We start from the raw sequence: 16,909 nt of genomic DNA, 5'->3' as shown, positions 1-16,909 counted from the left end.
GTGCTGGACTGGTGGGACCCCCCAAGGAGGACCGGCCATGGCAAACGACGCGCAGTCCGTTGAAGGCATCACCCGCGCCTACGACGAAGCGGACCTCGCCCGGGCCATCCAGGCCTACAAGTTCTTCTACCCCACCGTGTCCGGTGCGGCCATCGTGAAGGGCAATGAACAGATTGGCCTGATTCCGAATGAGGTGTTCGCCACACTGGACTGCGGGCCGGAGCAACTGGTGTTCACGGCGAACTCCGACACGCCGTATGGGCCGATCCTGCTGGACCTTGCCGTCGGCCCGCTGGTCATCGACCTGCCGCCCGGCCCGCTGATCGTCTGCTCCATGGACATCAACCAGCGCTGGGTGGCCGACATGGGCCTGCCCGGCCCGGATGGCGGCAACGGTGGCAAGCACCTGCTGGTGCCGCCGGGCTACAAGGGCGCGCTACCGAGCGAGGGCTATTACGTCCACCACGCCAGCAGCAACCGGCAGATCGTCGGCGTCCGCTCGCTGCCCGTGCATGGCAACGTCGCCGAAGCCAAGGCGCGCCTGACCACCGTGAAGGTGTATCCGCTCGACAGCAAGGCGCCGTGGAAGGAACCGCGCTGGATCGACGCGACCGGCAAACAACAGGACACCACGCCCGCCGCCTGGGAAACCAACGAGGCGTTCTGGAAGGTGCTCCACGACACCCTGCAGAAGGAGCCGGCCTATGAGGGTTACCGGGCGCCTTACGGCGACCTCGCCGCCCTGGGCATCGAGAAGGGCAAGCCCTACAACCCGGACAAGCGGATGACCGCCATCCTCCAGCGCGCGGCGACGGAGGGTAATGCGCAGATGCGGGCCCAGTCTTTCTTCGACCGACGGCCCGATCGCCACGTCTGGCCGGACCGCCAGTGGGAATGGGCCAGCCTTCGTTTTGAAGACGGTGATTTCAATACGGGCGGTTATGTGGATCTCGGCGCCCGCGAGAAATGGTTCTACCAGGCGATTGGCGCCTCGCCTGCCATGTTCCGTCGCGATACCAAGGCCGGATCGCTTTACTGGCTGGGCCTGCGCGATGCGCAACGGCAGATGCTCGACGGCGGCAAGCGCTACCGGCTGAAGGTGCCGCTGCCGGTGCCGGGGAAGCTGTTCTGGTCCGTGACGGTGTACGACACGCTAACCCGCTCGCAGATCCGCACAACGCAGAACCGGGCGGCGTTGCGTTCGCTATTCGAACTGTCGACGGTCAGCGGGGACTCGGTGGAACTGCGTTTCGGCCCGGATACCGAAGACGACAGCGACACGCCCGGTATCCAGACGATTCCCGGCCGTTACTGGTTTACCTATTTTCGTATTTACGGCCCCGAGGCAGCTGCCTTCGATGGCAGCTGGAAACCGGGTGAGATCGAGCGGATATCGTGAGACGACCATGGGTGGTGCTTACTTGCCTTAGCCCCGATACCGTAACGCCTCCACCAACGCCGCCAGGGCAGGTGCCCCCTGTCGGCGATGCGGGTAATAGATGTGATAGCCGGAGAACGGTTCACACCACTTCTCCAGCACGCGCAGCAGTTTGCCTTCGGCGACATACGGCAGGGCGATGTCTTCAGGCACCCACGCGAGCCCGAGCCCGCGTAACGCGGCATCCGTCATCTGCGTGCCGCTGCTCGCGATCACCTGGCCTTCGACGCGCACCTTTACCTCGCGTCCGTCCTTCTCAAAATCCCAGATCATCAACCCGCCATGCGTTGGCAGGCGCAGGTTGATGCAGTTGTGGCCTGTGAGGTCCTGGGGGGTCTTCGGCTTCTTGTGCCGGGCGAAATACGCAGGCGCGCTCACGACGGCCATGCGTATCGGCGGCCCGATCGGCACGGCGATCATGTCGCGCGCCACCTGCTCACCCAGGCGAACACCAAGATCGAAACGCTCGGCGACGATGTCGACCAGCCCGTAATTCACCGCGACTTCCACTGAGATATCGGGGAACTGCGGGAGGAACCGTTCCAGCGCCGGCCAAAGGATCGTATTGGCGGCGTGTTCGGCCGTCGTGATCCGGAGATTGCCAGCCGGCTTCTCGCGCAACTCGCCCAGCGCATCGACTTCGGCTTCGATCTCCTCCAGCCGCGGTGCGACGGTGCGCAACAGGCGCTCGCCGGCCTCGGTGGGCGCGACACTCCGGGTCGTCCGGGTGAGCAGGCGTACGCCAAGCCGGGTTTCGAGCCCACGAATGGTGTGGCTCAGCGCCGACTGCGACGTCCCCAGCTTCGCCGCGGCGCGGGTGAGGCTCTGTTCGCGGGCCACGGCGATGAACGCCATGATGTCCTGGATGTCCTTGCGCATCGGGGGTTCCGGGCGGGGGAGTGGTTCCAGGGATGCTAGCACCGGCAGGGCACATTGATATCAGGCATTCATAAGCGCATGCCGAATTAACCGTCTAGTTCACAAGCGGCCCCGGGCTTAGATTGAGCGTCTACCTTTCCCCCATCCCTGAGGCACACCATGCAAACCCGCACACTTGGCACCAGCGGCCTCGAAGTTTCCGCCATCGGCTTCGGCTGCATGGGCCTGAACTTCGGCTACGGCACGGTGACCCCGGAAGCCGAGGCCATCGCCCTGATCCGCAGTGCGTACGAGCGCGGCGTCACCTTCTTCGACACGGCGGAGGTCTACGGCCCGTTTACCAACGAGGTGGTCGTCGGCAAGGCGCTGGCGCCGATCCGCGACAAGGTGGTCATCGCCACGAAGTTCGGTTTCGACATCGATCCGGACACCGGCAAGCAGATTGGCCTGAACAGCCGCCCGGACCACATCCGCCAGGTCGCCGAAGCCTCGCTCAAGCGCCTGGGCATCGACACCATCGACCTGCTGTACCAGCACCGCGTCGACCCGAACGTGCCGATCGAAGACGTCGCTGGCGCGGTGAAAGATCTCATCGCCGAGGGCAAGGTCCGTCACTTCGGCCTCTCCGAGCCGGGCGCCGCAACGGTGCGCCGCGCCCACGCCGTGCAGCCGATCACTGCCCTGCAGAACGAATATTCGCTGTGGACGCGCGGCCCGGAAACCAACGGCATTCTTGAAGCCTGCGAAGAACTCGGCATCGGCCTCGTCGCCTACAGCCCGCTCGGCAAGGGCTTCCTCACCGGCGCGATGAACAAGGAAACCCAGATCAACGACGGCGACTTCCGCAAGATCCTCCCGCGCTTCACCGCCGATGCCATGCAGGCAAACGAAGCATTGGTCGATCTGCTGAAGACCATCGCCAGCGAGAAGCAGGCCACGCCCGCCCAGATCGCCCTCGCATGGCTGCTCTCCCGCAAGCCTTGGATCGTCCCCATCCCGGGCACCACCAAGCAGCACCGCCTCGAAGAGAACATCGCCGCGGCCAGCGTCGAGCTCACGAGCAGTGACCTGGCGAACATCGAGAAGGCGGCTGCGGCGATTGCCGTCAGCGGTGAGCGGTATCCGGAGCATCTGATGCAGATGGTGGGGCGCTGACTCTCGCCCTGATGGACGATTCCTGTACGCCGAGCGCTTGGACTAAAGGTAACGTATGTGTTACCTTTGAGGTCATCAGGAAGAGGGCAAGGAATGCCGCGCGTGCAGGAGTTCGTCGACCGGGAAGGTCGTAACCATTACCGCCAGTTTTTCGAGTCGCTAGCGACCGCCGCTGCCGTCAAGGTGGCGGCGGTGTCGTACCGGCTTGCTGTTGGCAATACGTCCGGGCTGAAAGGACTCGGTGCCGGCTTGGCCGAGTGGAGACTCGATTGGGGGCCGGGCATCCGGATCTATGTTCATCAGGACGGAGCCGACCTGATCCTTCTCATGGGAGGAAGCGACAAAGGCGATCAGCAGAAGAAGATCGACTTGGCGCGTGATCTGGTCCTTGAATATAAGGCGAGAAAGAAAGGTGCTAACAGAGCGGTGAGAGGGCAATGACCTGTCCCAAACCACTCTCATCCAGGAGGTGTAACGCCATGGTGCTGACCGTCGACTACCGCGAGACGATCGCGAATCGTGTCCAGACTGACCCCTCGTTCGCACGGGCGCTGCTTGATGAAGCGACCACCATGCTCATCAATGGCGAAACCGAAGCTGCGCGTCTTCTGATGCGTGACCTCACGCATGGGCTGATGGGCTTCGAAGGTCTCGCCAGAGCTACTGGCACGCCTTCCAAAAGCCTGCACCGCATGCTGTCCGCCAGCGGTAATCCTGGCATGGACGCGCTGGGTGCGATCTTTCGACAACTGACGCGAGCGGCGCTTCACGCACCGGCTGCGTCGGTACATGTTGAGCCCGCGTAACGGCGGTTTTGCCGTGCGAGCTTTTGGAGCAAACGTATTGCGGATAGAGTCGGACTAGCGCGTTCAGCGAAGTCGCGAAAGATGTCGCCCACAGGGTGGGCACCTACGAGAAGCGGCGATTACGCCGCTAGGGTTGCCAGGCGGGTTTGCATGAAGCGCACGAAGGTAATCGTGGCATCCGAGGCTACGCGGCCGCTCACTGTTAACGCGTGCAACGGCGACGGCTCTGGTTCGAAGGCTTCGAGCACGGCGATGAGCTTGCCGCTCTGCAGATCCTCCGCGACAAGGTAGTGCGGTAGCTGGGCCATCCCGAGGCCGCCTTCCACGGCGGCGAGCAGGGCGGCGACGTCGGCGAAGGCCACGCGCACCTGGCGGCGACGCGGGGCCATGCCGCGGAAGTGCCAGAACGCCGCGCCGTCGGCGCCGAGCGACAGGCAGTGGCTGTCATCGAGGTCGCCGGGGAGGTGCGGGGTGCCGACGCGGCTGAGCAGGGCGGGGCTGGCCACGGTGACGCGGCGGATGCCGCCCAGCGCGCGGGCGACCACATCGCTGCTGTCTGGCGGCGTATCGCGCAGGCTGAGGATCACATCGGTCTGCTGGCGGAGCAGGCGCTCCATGTCGCCGCTGCCGACGGTGACGGAAAAGCGCGTCAGCGGATGGATGGTGGCGAAGTCGGACATCATCGACGCGGCCATCGGGGAGACCAGACCGTGGGCTTCCACGCGGATCAGTCGTTGGGACTCGTCGGGAGACTGGGCGGCTCGGCGGGCGGCCGAGGCGGCTTCGCACATGGCGGCGGCGTGCTGGTACACCCGCTCGCCGGCTTCCGTGACGCCGAACTGCCGGGCATTGCGGTGGAGGAGGCGGGCGCCGAGGCGCTCCTCGAGGGCCAGGATGCGCCGGCTCAGGAGCGAGCGGGTCGTGCCCAGCCGGTCCGCGGCCGCGGAGAAACCACCGGCCTCAACCGCCTGTACGAACAGGTACAGGTCACCAAGATTGTCAATTGAATCCATGCCTTGCACTGGCGTCCCGCCGTTGCTGCGTCGATCCGAATCTGCCGCTAACGCCGTGCCTCCCGTGTGAGGAAGACGGCAGCAGAACCTTGAGGCCCCCGGCCTCGCCGGAATCATACCCTCCATGGCCACGTTCTCCCCCGGCAAACCCGGATCGGGAAAAATTCCTAGTTGCCGATTCCGCGCATGCTCGCACACTGAGAATGCTCGCAAACCGCGCCACAGCGCCGTTTCGGCAAATTGCCCACCCTCGCGAGGCCCTCGGTCACACCGAGCGTGACATAAGTTCCTGCGTTTGCCCCTTCCCTGTATCAGCGCTGATACATAGGATCACGCGACTGGCTGTGACCGCCGTCACAGTTTCTATACCGAACCTTTACTCCTGCGACCGTTCCGGGCGCGGGATAGACCCGTTCGGTCCGTGTAATGGCTGCAATGAGCAAGGCGCATCATGTCAGGGTCCACGACGAACCACCGCTTCCGCCCCCGCACCCACCGTTACGCCCTCGAGCCCCGTCAGATGTACGACGGCGCGGCCCTGGTCGAAGCAGCCCACCACGCGGATCCCGCCGAAGCCGCCCATGATGCGGGCAAGTTCCACAGCGCCGCCACCGACCAGCCCGGCCATGCCGTGCAGGCCCCCGCGCCGGCGCCGGCCCCGGCAGCGGCCCCGGCCGCCGCACCGGTCGAGGCGCAGCCGAAAGAGGTCTACGTCGTCGACGAGAGCGTCGCCAACTGGCAGTCGCTCGTCGCCCAGCTGCCCAAGGGCAGCCAGGTGGTGGTGATCAACGACCAGTCCTCCGGCGTGCAGCAGCTGGCCGACGCCCTGCGCGGCGAGCATGACATCAGCGCCATCCACATCATCAGCCACGGCTCCAGCGATTCGATCTCGCTGGGCACGGACACGGTGAACGCGGCGAACATCGCCAGCTTCACCGGCCAGCTGGCGGACGTGGGCCATACGCTGACGAAGGATGGTGACATCCTGCTTTACGGCTGCGACGTCTCCAGCAAGGACACCACCCTCGTCACCCAGATGGCGAAGCTGACCAGTGCCGACGTGGCCTCGTCCACCGACGAAACCGGCGCGGCCTCCCGCGGCGGCAACTGGACCCTGGAAGCCAGCACCGGCCATATCGAAGCGCGCACCCTCTCGCTGGACTACGACGGCCTGCTCGAAGCGCCGACCGTGGCGTCCACCAAGGCCATCACCGTTTCCGAACCCAGCTCGCTCAACGCGGCGGGCGCCGACCGCGCGCAGCTCAGCGGCTGGACGGTGACGGACTCGGGCAACGTTTCCGTCGACGCCGTGGTCTCCGATACCAACGTCGGCTCGCTGCAGTCCGCCGCGGGCGGCACGGCCATCACCGGCGGTTTCCGTTTCACCGGTAGCGCCGCGCAGGCGGCCGCGTGGCTGAACCAGCTCACCTTCGTCGCGGCCGATGTCGAACTCGGCAACACCGCGGCGCACGCCACCATCAAGGTGACGGTCACCGATGTCGCCTCCTCGCTGACGGCGACACAGTCCGTGATCGCGACGGTCACCCCGTCGAACGACCCGGTGAGCGTGGCCGATGCCACGCAGGATGTCGCCGAAGTCGACGGCGGCGCCGGTACGGTCATCACCAAGGACACCCTGGTCGCGGTGGATCAGGAAGTTAAGGCGGGCACGCAGACCGCTTCGCAGATCGTCTACAGCCTCACCGTGGCACCGGTGAACGGCTACCTCACGCTGGCCGGCACGCGCCTTGGCGTGGGCTCGGTGTTTACCCAGCAGGATGTGATCGACGGCAAGGTGCGCTACGTGCACACCACCACCGGCGCCAACCAGGACGCCGGTGACAGCTTCACCGCGCGCGTTAACGACGGCGCGACGCCGCTGGCCAGCTCGGATACGGTGAAGGTCACGCTGAACGTCGTGCCAGAGAACCAGGCACCGAACATCGGGGGCGACGGCAACGTGTACGAAGGCCAGCCGGCCAACGCCGTGAATACCGGCAACGTCGGCCAGTACATCGTGGCTGACGGCGGCGGCGATCCGCAGGACACCACGCTCACCGTCACCATTACCGCGCTGCCCACGCACGGCACGCTGTTCTACAACGGCGTGGCCGTTACCGTTGGCCAGACCTTCGACTATGCGAACCGCGACCTGCTGACCTACAGCAACGACGGCGTCGACGGCATCACGCAAGACACGTTCGGTGTCCGCGTCACCGACCAGGGCGGCGGCACCGCGACGCCGGCGTCGAAAGACGGCACGATTACCCTGCACGTGCAGGCCGTCGATGACGACCCGGCGCTGATTCCCACCAGCACGCGCGACGCCACCGTGACCCAAGCCGGCAACGGCACGGCGGGTGGTTACTCCGTGGTGCTCACCTCGCAGATGATCGGCGCGACGGACGTGGATTCGCCGGACGCGAACCTCAGCTTCGTCACCAACCAGGCGGCGATGACCCACGGCTACCTGCTGCTGAACGGCGTGCGCCTGCAGGATGGCGCGGTGTTCACCATGGCCGATATCACCGCGGGCAAGGTGCAGTACGTGCAGTACGCCGGCGCCACCGCCGGCCAGGTCGATACCTTCAATTTCCAGGTGGTGGACAACACCACCGCGCTGCGCTGGAACGCCGATGGCACCACCTTCACGCGCGTCGGCGGTGACTACACCGGCGGCCTGAAGACGGACACGCTGAAGAACTACACCTTCACGATCCACCTGGCGACGACGACCGCTGGCAACGGTGGCAATTTCGATCCGCCGACCCACGTCATCACGCATTCGGATTCTTCCTACGCGGGCGTGGACCCGACCGGCGCCTCGAAGGGCTCGGTGGACGAAGGCGGCGTCATCCTGCTCAGCGGCACGACGACGAACGGCCAGCCCACCGACTTCAGCAAGACCCCGGGCCTGAGCTTCACCGCCGATGGCGTGCCGCCGTCGCAGGTGGTTTACACGTTCCTCGGCTTCACCCTCGATGCGGGCACCACCGGTGGTGGCAGCCTGCAGAAGCAGGTGAATGGCGCGTGGGTGGATATCGCCATGTATGGCACGTTTACCCAGGCGGACCTCAATGCCGGCCTGGTTCAATTCCAGCACGACGGTGGCGAGAACTTCCACCTCAAGGCCAGTTTCTCGGTTTCCGCCGGCCTCATGACCGTGCAGAACGGCGTGGCCACCCCGGATACGTGGACGCCGACGTTCAATATCTACGTGAACCCGGTGAACGATGCGCCGGTGGTCTCAGGCTCGTCGAACACGGTGATCGCCGAGGGCGAGACGGCGATGATCACTACGGGCCAGCTGAGCATCAGCGACCCGGATGACGCGACCAGCCAGGCCTACCTGGAAAATTCGGCCACGCTGCCGAACAGCACCAACCCGAACTACGCGTTCAACAACGACGCGACGGGCGCGGGCGCCCTGAAGTTCGTGGTGAACACGCTGCCCGCGGGCGGCAAGCTGCAGTACTCGACGGACCACGGCCAGACCTGGACCGACGTGACCCAGGGCCTGGTGCTCGACGCCTCGATCATCACCGGCGATGCCGCGACCACCGGCCTGCGTTTTGTCAGCAACGGTTCGGAAGTGCGCAACGCCAGCTTCACCGTGGAAGCGGTGGATCGCTGGGGCCAGCATTCCGCGACGACGGGTACCGTCGGCATCCAGATCACCAACGTCAACGACGCGCCGCAGATCGCGAAGAACCCGACGCTGGCCGATCCCACCGTGCCGTCCGATTCGCCGAACAACATTGGCGGCGCACCGGTGAACGAGCCGCTGACGGTGAAGGAGGGCGGTTACGCCCAGATCACCACGGCGATGTTGCAGGCCTACGACCCGGACAGCAGCTCGACCCAGGTGCAGTACACGATCACCACCGCGCCCCTGCACGGCAGCATCGCGATCTCCACCGACAATGGCGTCACCTTCCACATGCTCGGCAAGGGTTCGGCGTTCACCCAGGCCGACGTGGCCGCGGGCCGCATCTATTACTTCAACGACGGCACCGAGCCGACCGGCGCGGTGTACTCCGCCACGCCGGACGACACCTTCGGCTTCACCGTGTCCGACGGTGACAAGGAACAGGCGGGTAACTCGTTCTGGATCTATACGGCGCCGACCAACGATGCGCCGGTGGTCACCGCACCGACCGGCCCGATCGACCTGGACAGCACGCAGGCCGCGCATAACCAGGTGCCGGGCTTCAGCGTCTCCGATCCGGACCTCGTCACCCTGACCGGTGGCGAGAGCGACTACATCCAGGTGACCGTGCGCATCCTCAATGCGGACGGCACGGCCTTTAGCGCGGCGGACTACGCGGCGAACGGCGGCGTCTCCATCGGCTACGGCGCCGGTGCGGGCGTGGATGCCGACAAGAACGGCGTGAACGATTACCTCGTGCTCAGCGGCACCCGCGCGCAGATCAACACCGCGCTGGCCGCGCTCACGGTCACCTTCGGTTCGGACCGCGACGCGAAGTACCAGGTGCAGGTGATCGCCGACGACCGCCTGCGCGATGCCAACGGCAACCTCACCGGCGGCGCCAACGGCGGCACGGAGAACCAGTCGCCGACGGCAGGCACCGGTACGGGCGACTCCACCAGTCCGGTCCCGACCACGAACTACGACTGGTACAGCGCCACCGTGCCGGTGAAGGACGGCAATATCTCGGCCGCCTCGGTGACCGTGCGCGCGTCCAGCGTGAACGAGCCGGCGACGCTCAGTGGCCCGACGACGGTCACGACCAAGGAAGACCAGGCCACCTATATCGGCGGCAGCTTCGTGGTCAGCGATCCGGAATCCGCGGCCTTCGATACGCCGGTGACGGTGACGCTCAAGGTCGGTGCCGGCACGCTCGGCATCGGTGGCGCGGGTGGCCAGACCTCGGCCACGGCCAGCGCGGCGGGCAGCCGCGCGGTGACGATCACCGGCGACAACAGCGGCACCCTCGTGCTGACCGGCCGCGCGAGCGACATCCAGGCACTCCTCAACGATGCCGCCCTGGGCCTCACCTACCAGAGCGCGCAGGACGCAAACCACGACCAGAACACGACGGAAGCGGGCGACGTCACGCTGACCCTGCACTTCGACGACACCGGTTCGAAGATCGGTAGCGATACCGGCGCCGGCAGCGTCTCGAACAACCCGGCCGACAGCACGGTGGCCATCACCATCGATGCGGTGAACGACGCGCCGACGGTGACGGTGGGCGACAACTCTGTCGTCTACCTCGATGGCAAGACCGACGTCCCGGGCTTCTCCGTGGGCGACGCGGACATCACCGACGCCGGTGGCGTGACCACGGGCGAGACGGACTTCATGCAGGTGACGGTGCGCGTGACCGATGCCAACGGCGTCGCACTCGCCGAGTCCGCGTACACCAATATCAGCCTCGGCTCGTCGGCGACGGGGTCGGGCGTCACCATCGACACGAAGTATGCCGGCGACCATTCGGCGCTGGTGATCCGCGGCACGCGTGACCAGGTCAACGCCTACCTCGCCGGCCTGAACGTCGCGATCAGTGGCTCGCTGGCCAACGTGGATGCGGGCTATCGCGTGGAGGTCATCGCCGACGACCGCCTGCGCGATGTCACCACCGGCGCGCTGGATAACTCGGGCAATGCCAACGGCGGCCCGGACGCCAATGCCGCCAACACCGGAACGCAGGCCGTGCCGGAGACGGATGTCGACCCGTACGCCGCGGTGCCTACGGGCCTGACGGCGAACGTCTCCCTGGCCGACCGCTCGGTGTTCCCGTCGTCGATCAACAACCCGACGGCGATTGGCGTCACCGCACCGAACACCGGTACGGAGAATGCCTCGGGCGTCTACACGCTCAGCCACATCACGCTGGCGGATCCGGATGCTGGCACCGCGAGCATCACCGCCACCGTGGTGCTGCCGACCGGCTTCAGCGTGCACGACATCGCGGGCGACAGCACGCACAGCACCGGCACGCTGAATGGCGTGGACTGGAGCATCGGCACCGACAGCAGCGGCCATGCCACGGTCACCTTCAAGGGCAGCATCACCGACGTGCAGGCCGCACTGAACACCGTGGGCGTGAAGGTGCCGGCCTCGGTGGCCGGCGACAACAACGCCACGTGGAACGGCACGTTCCAGGTGAAGCTGGTGGTGAACGATAACGGCAACCACGGCAGCCGCCCGGATCGTCCGACGCTGAACCAGGATCAGCTGGACAACGAGGCCGACGCCACCACGCGCGGCGACCAGTATGGTTACGCCGATGGCGAAGGCGGTACCTCGAACGCGCTGGTGACCACGCGCGTGCTGGATTTCACCATCAGCGCCGTGGCCCAGGTGAAGGAATCCGGCCTGACGGATGCCACCGGCAGCCAGGCGGTGCAGGGCACGGAGACGTTTGCCCTGGTGAACGGCCTGGCCAGCGTCACCATCGGCAACACCGCCGCGGGCGCGGGCCACTTCACCACGCTGACCCTCGCCCAGCTGCAGGACCTGGCCAACGTGCCGCTCGCGCAGCGCACGATCCAGACCGCGCAGGGCACGCTGGTGATCACCGGCTACACCAGCACGGATAACGCGCACGGCACGCTGGTGTACACGTACACGCTGAACGGCGCGGTGAACCAGCCGGCGGCCGTGAGCAGCACGGACGTGATCACCATCGCCACGAAGGACAGCGCTGGCTTCACCGACAGCGGCACGATCACCGTCACCATCGTCGACGACACGCCGACCGCCAAAGCCGACCACGCCGACGTCACCGAAGACAGCACCCCGGTCACCGGCAACGTGGTGACGGGCGGCGGCACCAACGTGGCCGACCGCGTCGGCGCCGATGCCACCGCCACCCCGGTCACGGGCGTGAAGGCCGGTGCCTCCGGCACCACGGCCATCGGCAAGGTCGGTACGAGTGTCGCCGGTACTTACGGCAACCTCGTGCTCAACGCTGATGGCAGCTACACGTACACGGTGGACAACACCAACCCGACCGTCAACGCGCTGAAAGACAACGGCACGCTGACCGATACGTACACGTACACGATCACCGATGCCGATGGCGACACCAGCAGCACCACGCTGACTATCACCATCCACGGCCATACCGATGGCGAACCGACGGTGACGCCACGCGACGACAACGGTGCGGTGGCCGGCCACGAGACGGTGCATGAATCGGGCCTTGCCGACAACGACGGCAGCCAGACGGTGGGCGGTGCGATCGCGCTGACGGCACCGGACGGCCTCTCCAGCGTCGTGATCGGCGGCACGACGCTGTCGCTGGCGCAAATCCAGGCGCTGGCCGGCACCCACAAGACGATCGCCACGGCGAACGGCACGCTGGTGCTCACCGGCTTCACGGCCTCGTCCAGCGTCGGCGGCGTGCCGACGGCGGGCACGATCACTTACACCTACACGCTGACCGGCCGCGTCGCCCAGCCGGGTGCCACGGATTCCACCGACGCGATCAACGTGAAGGTGATTGACGCGGGCAACGGCTCGGTCACCGGCCAGCTGGTGATCGACATCGTCGACGACACGCCGACCGCGCATGCGGATACCGGCAGCGTCAACGAAGACGGCGTCGCCCTGACCGGTAACGTCGTCAGCGGTACCACCGGTGGCAGCGTGTCTGACCGCATCGGCGCCGACACCACGTCCACGCCGGTGACCGGCGTCGCCGCGGGTACCTCGGCGGCTGACGTCAACGGCCATGTAGCTACCAGCGTCGCCGGCCAGTACGGCGCCCTCGTGCTCAACGCCGACGGCAGCTACACGTACACCGTGGATAACAACAACGCCACCGTCAACGCGCTGAAGAACGGCGACACGCTGACCGATACGTACACGTACACGATCACCGACGCCGATGGCGACACCAGCACCACGACGCTGACCATCACCATCCACGGCCACACCGACGGCGCGCCGTTGGCCACGCCGGTGGACGGCAATGGCGCGGCCTCCGGCCATGCCACCGTGTACGAAGCGGGCCTGGTCGACCAGCCGGGCGGCGACGTGGCGAGCGGCACGATCACGATCTCGGCGGGCGATGGCCTGGCGAGCATCACGGTCGGCACCGCGGGCGGCGACGTCACGCTGTCGGCCGCGCAGCTTGCCCTGCTGACCCAGGGCACGCCCGTCACGATCACCACGCCGTACGGCCATGTCGACCTGATCGGCTTCACGGCCACGACGACCGTGGGCGGCGTGCCGACGGCGGGCTCGCTCTCGTATACCTATACGCTCGACCGCAGCGCCACCCAGACCGGCACCGACGTGCAGGACACCCTGCATATCAGCGTCACCGACCGCTCGGGCGCCACCAGCACCGCCACCAACTTCGTGATCGACATCGTCGATGACGCCCCCACCGCGAAGGCGGATACGGGTGACGTCACCGAAGACAGCGGCGTGCCACTCACCGGCAATGTCGTCTCGGGTGCCACCGGCGGCGACGTCGCCGACCGCGTGGGTGCCGATACGACGACCACCCCGGTGACGGCCGTGTCGGTCGACAAGACCGCGGGCAACGTCGCCGGCACCGTGGGCACGGGCCTGGCCGGTAACTACGGCACGCTGACGCTCAAGAGCGACGGCAGCTACAGCTACGTGCTGGACGACGCCAATGCGAAGGTCAACGCGCTCAAGAACGGCGAGACCCTCACCGAGACCTACCACTACACGATCACCGACGCGGACGGCGATACCAGCAGCACCACGCTGACCATCACCATCCACGGCCACACCGACGGCGCACCGACCATCGCGCCGCACGACGGCAACGGCACGAACGCCGCGGGCGACGCCACCGTGTGGGAATCCGGCCTGACGCCTGATGGCCCGGCGGGCCAGAGCAAGAGCGTCTCGGGCAGCGTGGACATCGCCTCGGCCGACGGCCTGGTCAGCGTCACCATCGGCGGCCGCACGCTGACGGTGGCCGAGCTGAATGCGCTGAACGGTGGCGCCCCGCTGTCGATCGCCACGGCCGATGGCACCCTGGTACTGACCGGCTTCACCATCACCAGCTCGGTCGGCGGCGTGCCGACGGCGGGATCGCTGGCCTATACATACACGCTGGGTGGGGCGCACGCGCAGCCCAACAGCGACCACAGCACCGACACCCTCGCCCTGTCGGTGGCCGATGCCGGCGGCAACACGGGCGCGGGCAACCTGCATCTCACCATCATGAACGACGTGCCGACGGCCAACACCGACCACGCCGACGTGAACGAAGACGGCGCGGCCGTCACCGGCGACGTCATCGGCAATGACCGCCTCGGTGCCGATGGCGCGGCCACGGGTGGCCCGGTCACCGGCGTGCAGGCGGGTGTCGTCACCGGCACGGTCAGCGGCCAGGTGGGTTCGGGCGTGGCGGGCCAGTACGGCACGCTCACCCTGAATGCCGACGGCAGCTACAGCTACGCCGTGGACAACGCCAACGCGACGGTCAACGCACTGAAGGACGGCCAGACGCTCACCGAGCGCTACACGTACACGATCACCGACGCAGACGGCGACACCAGCACCGCGACGCTGACGATCACCGTGCATGGCCACACCGACGGCAACCCGTCCATCGTGCCGAACGACCCCACCGTGTGGGAGTCGGCGCTGACCCCGGATGGCCCGGCAGGCGAGACGCGCACCGTCTCCGAGACCGTCTCGGTGAACGCGCCGGATGGTCTCACCAGCATCACCGTGGGTGGCCGCACGCTGACCACAGCCGAGCTGGCCACGCTTTCCAGCGGTTCGCCGGTGAGCGTGACGACGGCCGAAGGCAGCACGTTGCTGCTCACCGGCTTCGTGCCGACGGTGGCCAACGGCATCACCACCGGTGGCACGCTCTCGTACACCTACGAGCTGAACACCGCGCACGCGCAGGCGCCGAACACCAACGGCGTCGATAACATCGCGCTGAGCGTGCTGGACGCGGGCGGCGTGACCTCCACGGGAACGCTCGTCGTCGACATCATCGACGATGCGCCCACGGCGCATGCCGACCATGCCGACGTCGCCGAAGACGGCGCGGCGGTGACGGGTAACGTGGTCACCGGCGGTGGCGCGGGCGACGTGTCCGACCGCATCGGTGCCGACGCGACGACCACGCCGGTCACCGGCGTCGTCGCGGGTGTCACCGGCGGCGTGGTGAGCGGCCATGTCGGCACGGGCGTGGCCGGCCAGTACGGCACGCTCACCCTCAACGCCGACGGCAGCTACAGCTATAGCGTCGATAACGCGAACAAGGTGGTCAATGCGCTGAAGGACGGCGAGACGCTGACCGACACGTACACCTACACCATCACCGACGCGGACGGCGACACCAGCACCACCACGCTCACCATCACCGTGCACGGCCACACCGACGGCGCGCCGTCGACCGTGCCGGTGGATGGCAATGGCGCGGCGACGGGCCATGCCACGGTGCACGAGTCCGGCCTGGCCGATGGCGATGGCTCGCAGACCACTACCGGCAGCATCACCATCACGGCCGGCGACGGCCTGGCGAGCGTCACCGTCGGCGGCACCACGCTGAGCACCAGCCAGCTGGGCGACCTCGCCAACGGCAAGCCGGTGACCATCCATACGCCGGACGGCACCCTGGTGCTCACCGGCTTCCAGCCGACCACCACGGTGGGCGGCGTGCCCACCGCCGGCACGCTTACCTACGCGTACACGCTGGACCACCCGGTGTCGCAGAACGCGCCGGATAGCGTGGACACCATCGCGCTCAGCGTCACCGACGTGGGCGGTGGCAAGTCCACCGGTTCGCTGGTGGTCGACATCGCCAACGATGTGCCGGTGGCGCATGACGACACCGGTTCCATCGTGCAGGACGCGGCGCAGACCAGCACCAGCGGCAACGTCTTCACGGGCGGTGCGAACCACGATGGCGCCGATCGCATCGGTGCCGACGGGGCGGCCGCGGGTGGCCCGGTCACGGGCGTCAGCTCGGCCAACACCGGCCACGCTGGCAGCATCGGCAGCAGCTTCGCCGGTGAGTACGGCACGCTGGCGCTCAACGCCGACGGCACCTACACCTACAAGGTGGACGTGACCAACCCGAAGGTGAGCTCGCTCGATGCCTCGCGCACGCTGACCGAAGTCTTCGTCTACACCATCACCGACGCGGACGGCGACACCAGCGAAGCCCGCCTCACGCTGACGATCCACGGCAGCACGCCGCCGATCCAGGCGCGCGAGGGCGACCAGATCTTCCCGGTGGGCTACGACCGCACCCTGCGCGATATCCGCCAGGGCTGGGAGCCGGGCCTGTTCGTGTTGCCGGATGGCGTGGAGTTCTCGCAGAAGCTGCTGGCCGAAGTACATGCCCAGCGTCGCGTGGGCCTTAACGACTTCGCGCCGGACCACAGCCCGCTGTGGGATGACTTCTCGCCGTTCGCGATCGCGAAGCAGGCGGAACGCGAGCACCGCAACGACGGCCACCACCGCCACGAAACCGAACACGCGAAGCACGCTTCGCATAAGCCGCCGACCGTGCCCGTGGCCATCCACGTGCCGGCGCCGGCAAGCACCCCGGGCGGTGCGCCCTCGCTGACGGCCCAGATCGCGGCCATGGCGAAAGCGAACAGCCCCACCACTCTTGCGCATCTTAAGGATTGACCGA

At 67.0% G+C, this 16,909-nt stretch carries 7 protein-coding genes; 5 read left to right on the top strand and 2 right to left on the bottom strand.

The window, feature by feature from the left end; genetic code table 11:
• Positions 1 to 37 precede the first annotated feature (37 nt).
• On the top strand, positions 38 to 1,399 hold the full coding sequence (locus FIV34_RS17570) for a DUF1254 domain-containing protein (protein WP_139984814.1): 1,362 nt from the start codon (positions 38 to 40) through the stop codon (positions 1,397 to 1,399).
• 27 nt (positions 1,400 to 1,426) lie between these two features.
• On the opposite strand, the gene FIV34_RS17565 is transcribed toward FIV34_RS17570, so the two are convergent.
• Complete coding sequence (locus tag FIV34_RS17565) at positions 1,427 to 2,317, bottom strand: LysR family transcriptional regulator (protein WP_139984813.1); 891 nt, start codon at positions 2,315 to 2,317, stop codon at positions 1,427 to 1,429.
• 159 nt (positions 2,318 to 2,476) lie between these two features.
• Between FIV34_RS17565 and FIV34_RS17560 the strand changes: the two genes are divergently transcribed.
• From FIV34_RS17560 to FIV34_RS17550, 3 genes are all read left to right on the top strand, one after another.
• Positions 2,477 to 3,472, top strand: coding sequence for an aldo/keto reductase (locus FIV34_RS17560; protein WP_139984812.1), 996 nt, complete (start codon positions 2,477 to 2,479; stop codon positions 3,470 to 3,472).
• Positions 3,473 to 3,574: 102 nt separating this feature from the next.
• The gene (locus FIV34_RS17555; RefSeq protein WP_139984811.1) at positions 3,575 to 3,913 is read left to right on the top strand and encodes a type II toxin-antitoxin system RelE/ParE family toxin; all 339 of its coding nucleotides are present in this window, start codon (positions 3,575 to 3,577) and stop codon (positions 3,911 to 3,913) included.
• 38 nt (positions 3,914 to 3,951) lie between these two features.
• Positions 3,952 to 4,278: a helix-turn-helix domain-containing transcriptional regulator gene (locus FIV34_RS17550; RefSeq protein WP_139984810.1), complete on the top strand. Its 327-nt coding sequence runs from the start codon at positions 3,952 to 3,954 to the stop codon at positions 4,276 to 4,278.
• Positions 4,279 to 4,397: 119 nt separating this feature from the next.
• Here FIV34_RS17550 and FIV34_RS17545 read toward each other — a convergent pair whose 3' ends face one another.
• Complete coding sequence (locus tag FIV34_RS17545) at positions 4,398 to 5,291, bottom strand: LysR substrate-binding domain-containing protein (protein ID WP_170207649.1); 894 nt, start codon at positions 5,289 to 5,291, stop codon at positions 4,398 to 4,400.
• Positions 5,292 to 5,742: 451 nt separating this feature from the next.
• On the opposite strand from FIV34_RS17545, the gene FIV34_RS17540 reads away from it, so the two are divergent.
• Entirely contained in the window at positions 5,743 to 16,905 is an 11,163-nt protein-coding gene (locus FIV34_RS17540; RefSeq protein ID WP_139984808.1) for a VCBS domain-containing protein, read from the top strand.
• Positions 16,906 to 16,909 lie beyond the last annotated feature (4 nt).

The sequence above is a fragment of the Luteibacter pinisoli genome, assembly GCF_006385595.1.
GTDB classification, from domain to species: Bacteria; Pseudomonadota; Gammaproteobacteria; order Xanthomonadales; family Rhodanobacteraceae; genus Luteibacter; species Luteibacter pinisoli.
Note: the sequence above shows the minus strand (reverse complement) of the source record. Positions and strands in the feature narration are given on the sequence as shown.

Bases quoted from the DNA above. Each gene is read 5' to 3' on its own strand.
- FIV34_RS17570 (WP_139984814.1), top strand. From the start codon at position 38: ATGGCAAACGACGCGCAGTCCGTTGAAGGCATCACCCGCGCCTACGAC.
- FIV34_RS17565 (WP_139984813.1), bottom strand. From the start codon at position 2,317: ATGCGCAAGGACATCCAGGACATCATGGCGTTCATCGCCGTGGCCCGC.
- FIV34_RS17560 (WP_139984812.1), top strand. From the start codon at position 2,477: ATGCAAACCCGCACACTTGGCACCAGCGGCCTCGAAGTTTCCGCCATC.
- FIV34_RS17550 (WP_139984810.1), top strand. From the start codon at position 3,952: ATGGTGCTGACCGTCGACTACCGCGAGACGATCGCGAATCGTGTCCAG.
- FIV34_RS17545 (WP_170207649.1), bottom strand. From the start codon at position 5,291: ATGGATTCAATTGACAATCTTGGTGACCTGTACCTGTTCGTACAGGCG.
- FIV34_RS17540 (WP_139984808.1), top strand. From the start codon at position 5,743: ATGTCAGGGTCCACGACGAACCACCGCTTCCGCCCCCGCACCCACCGT.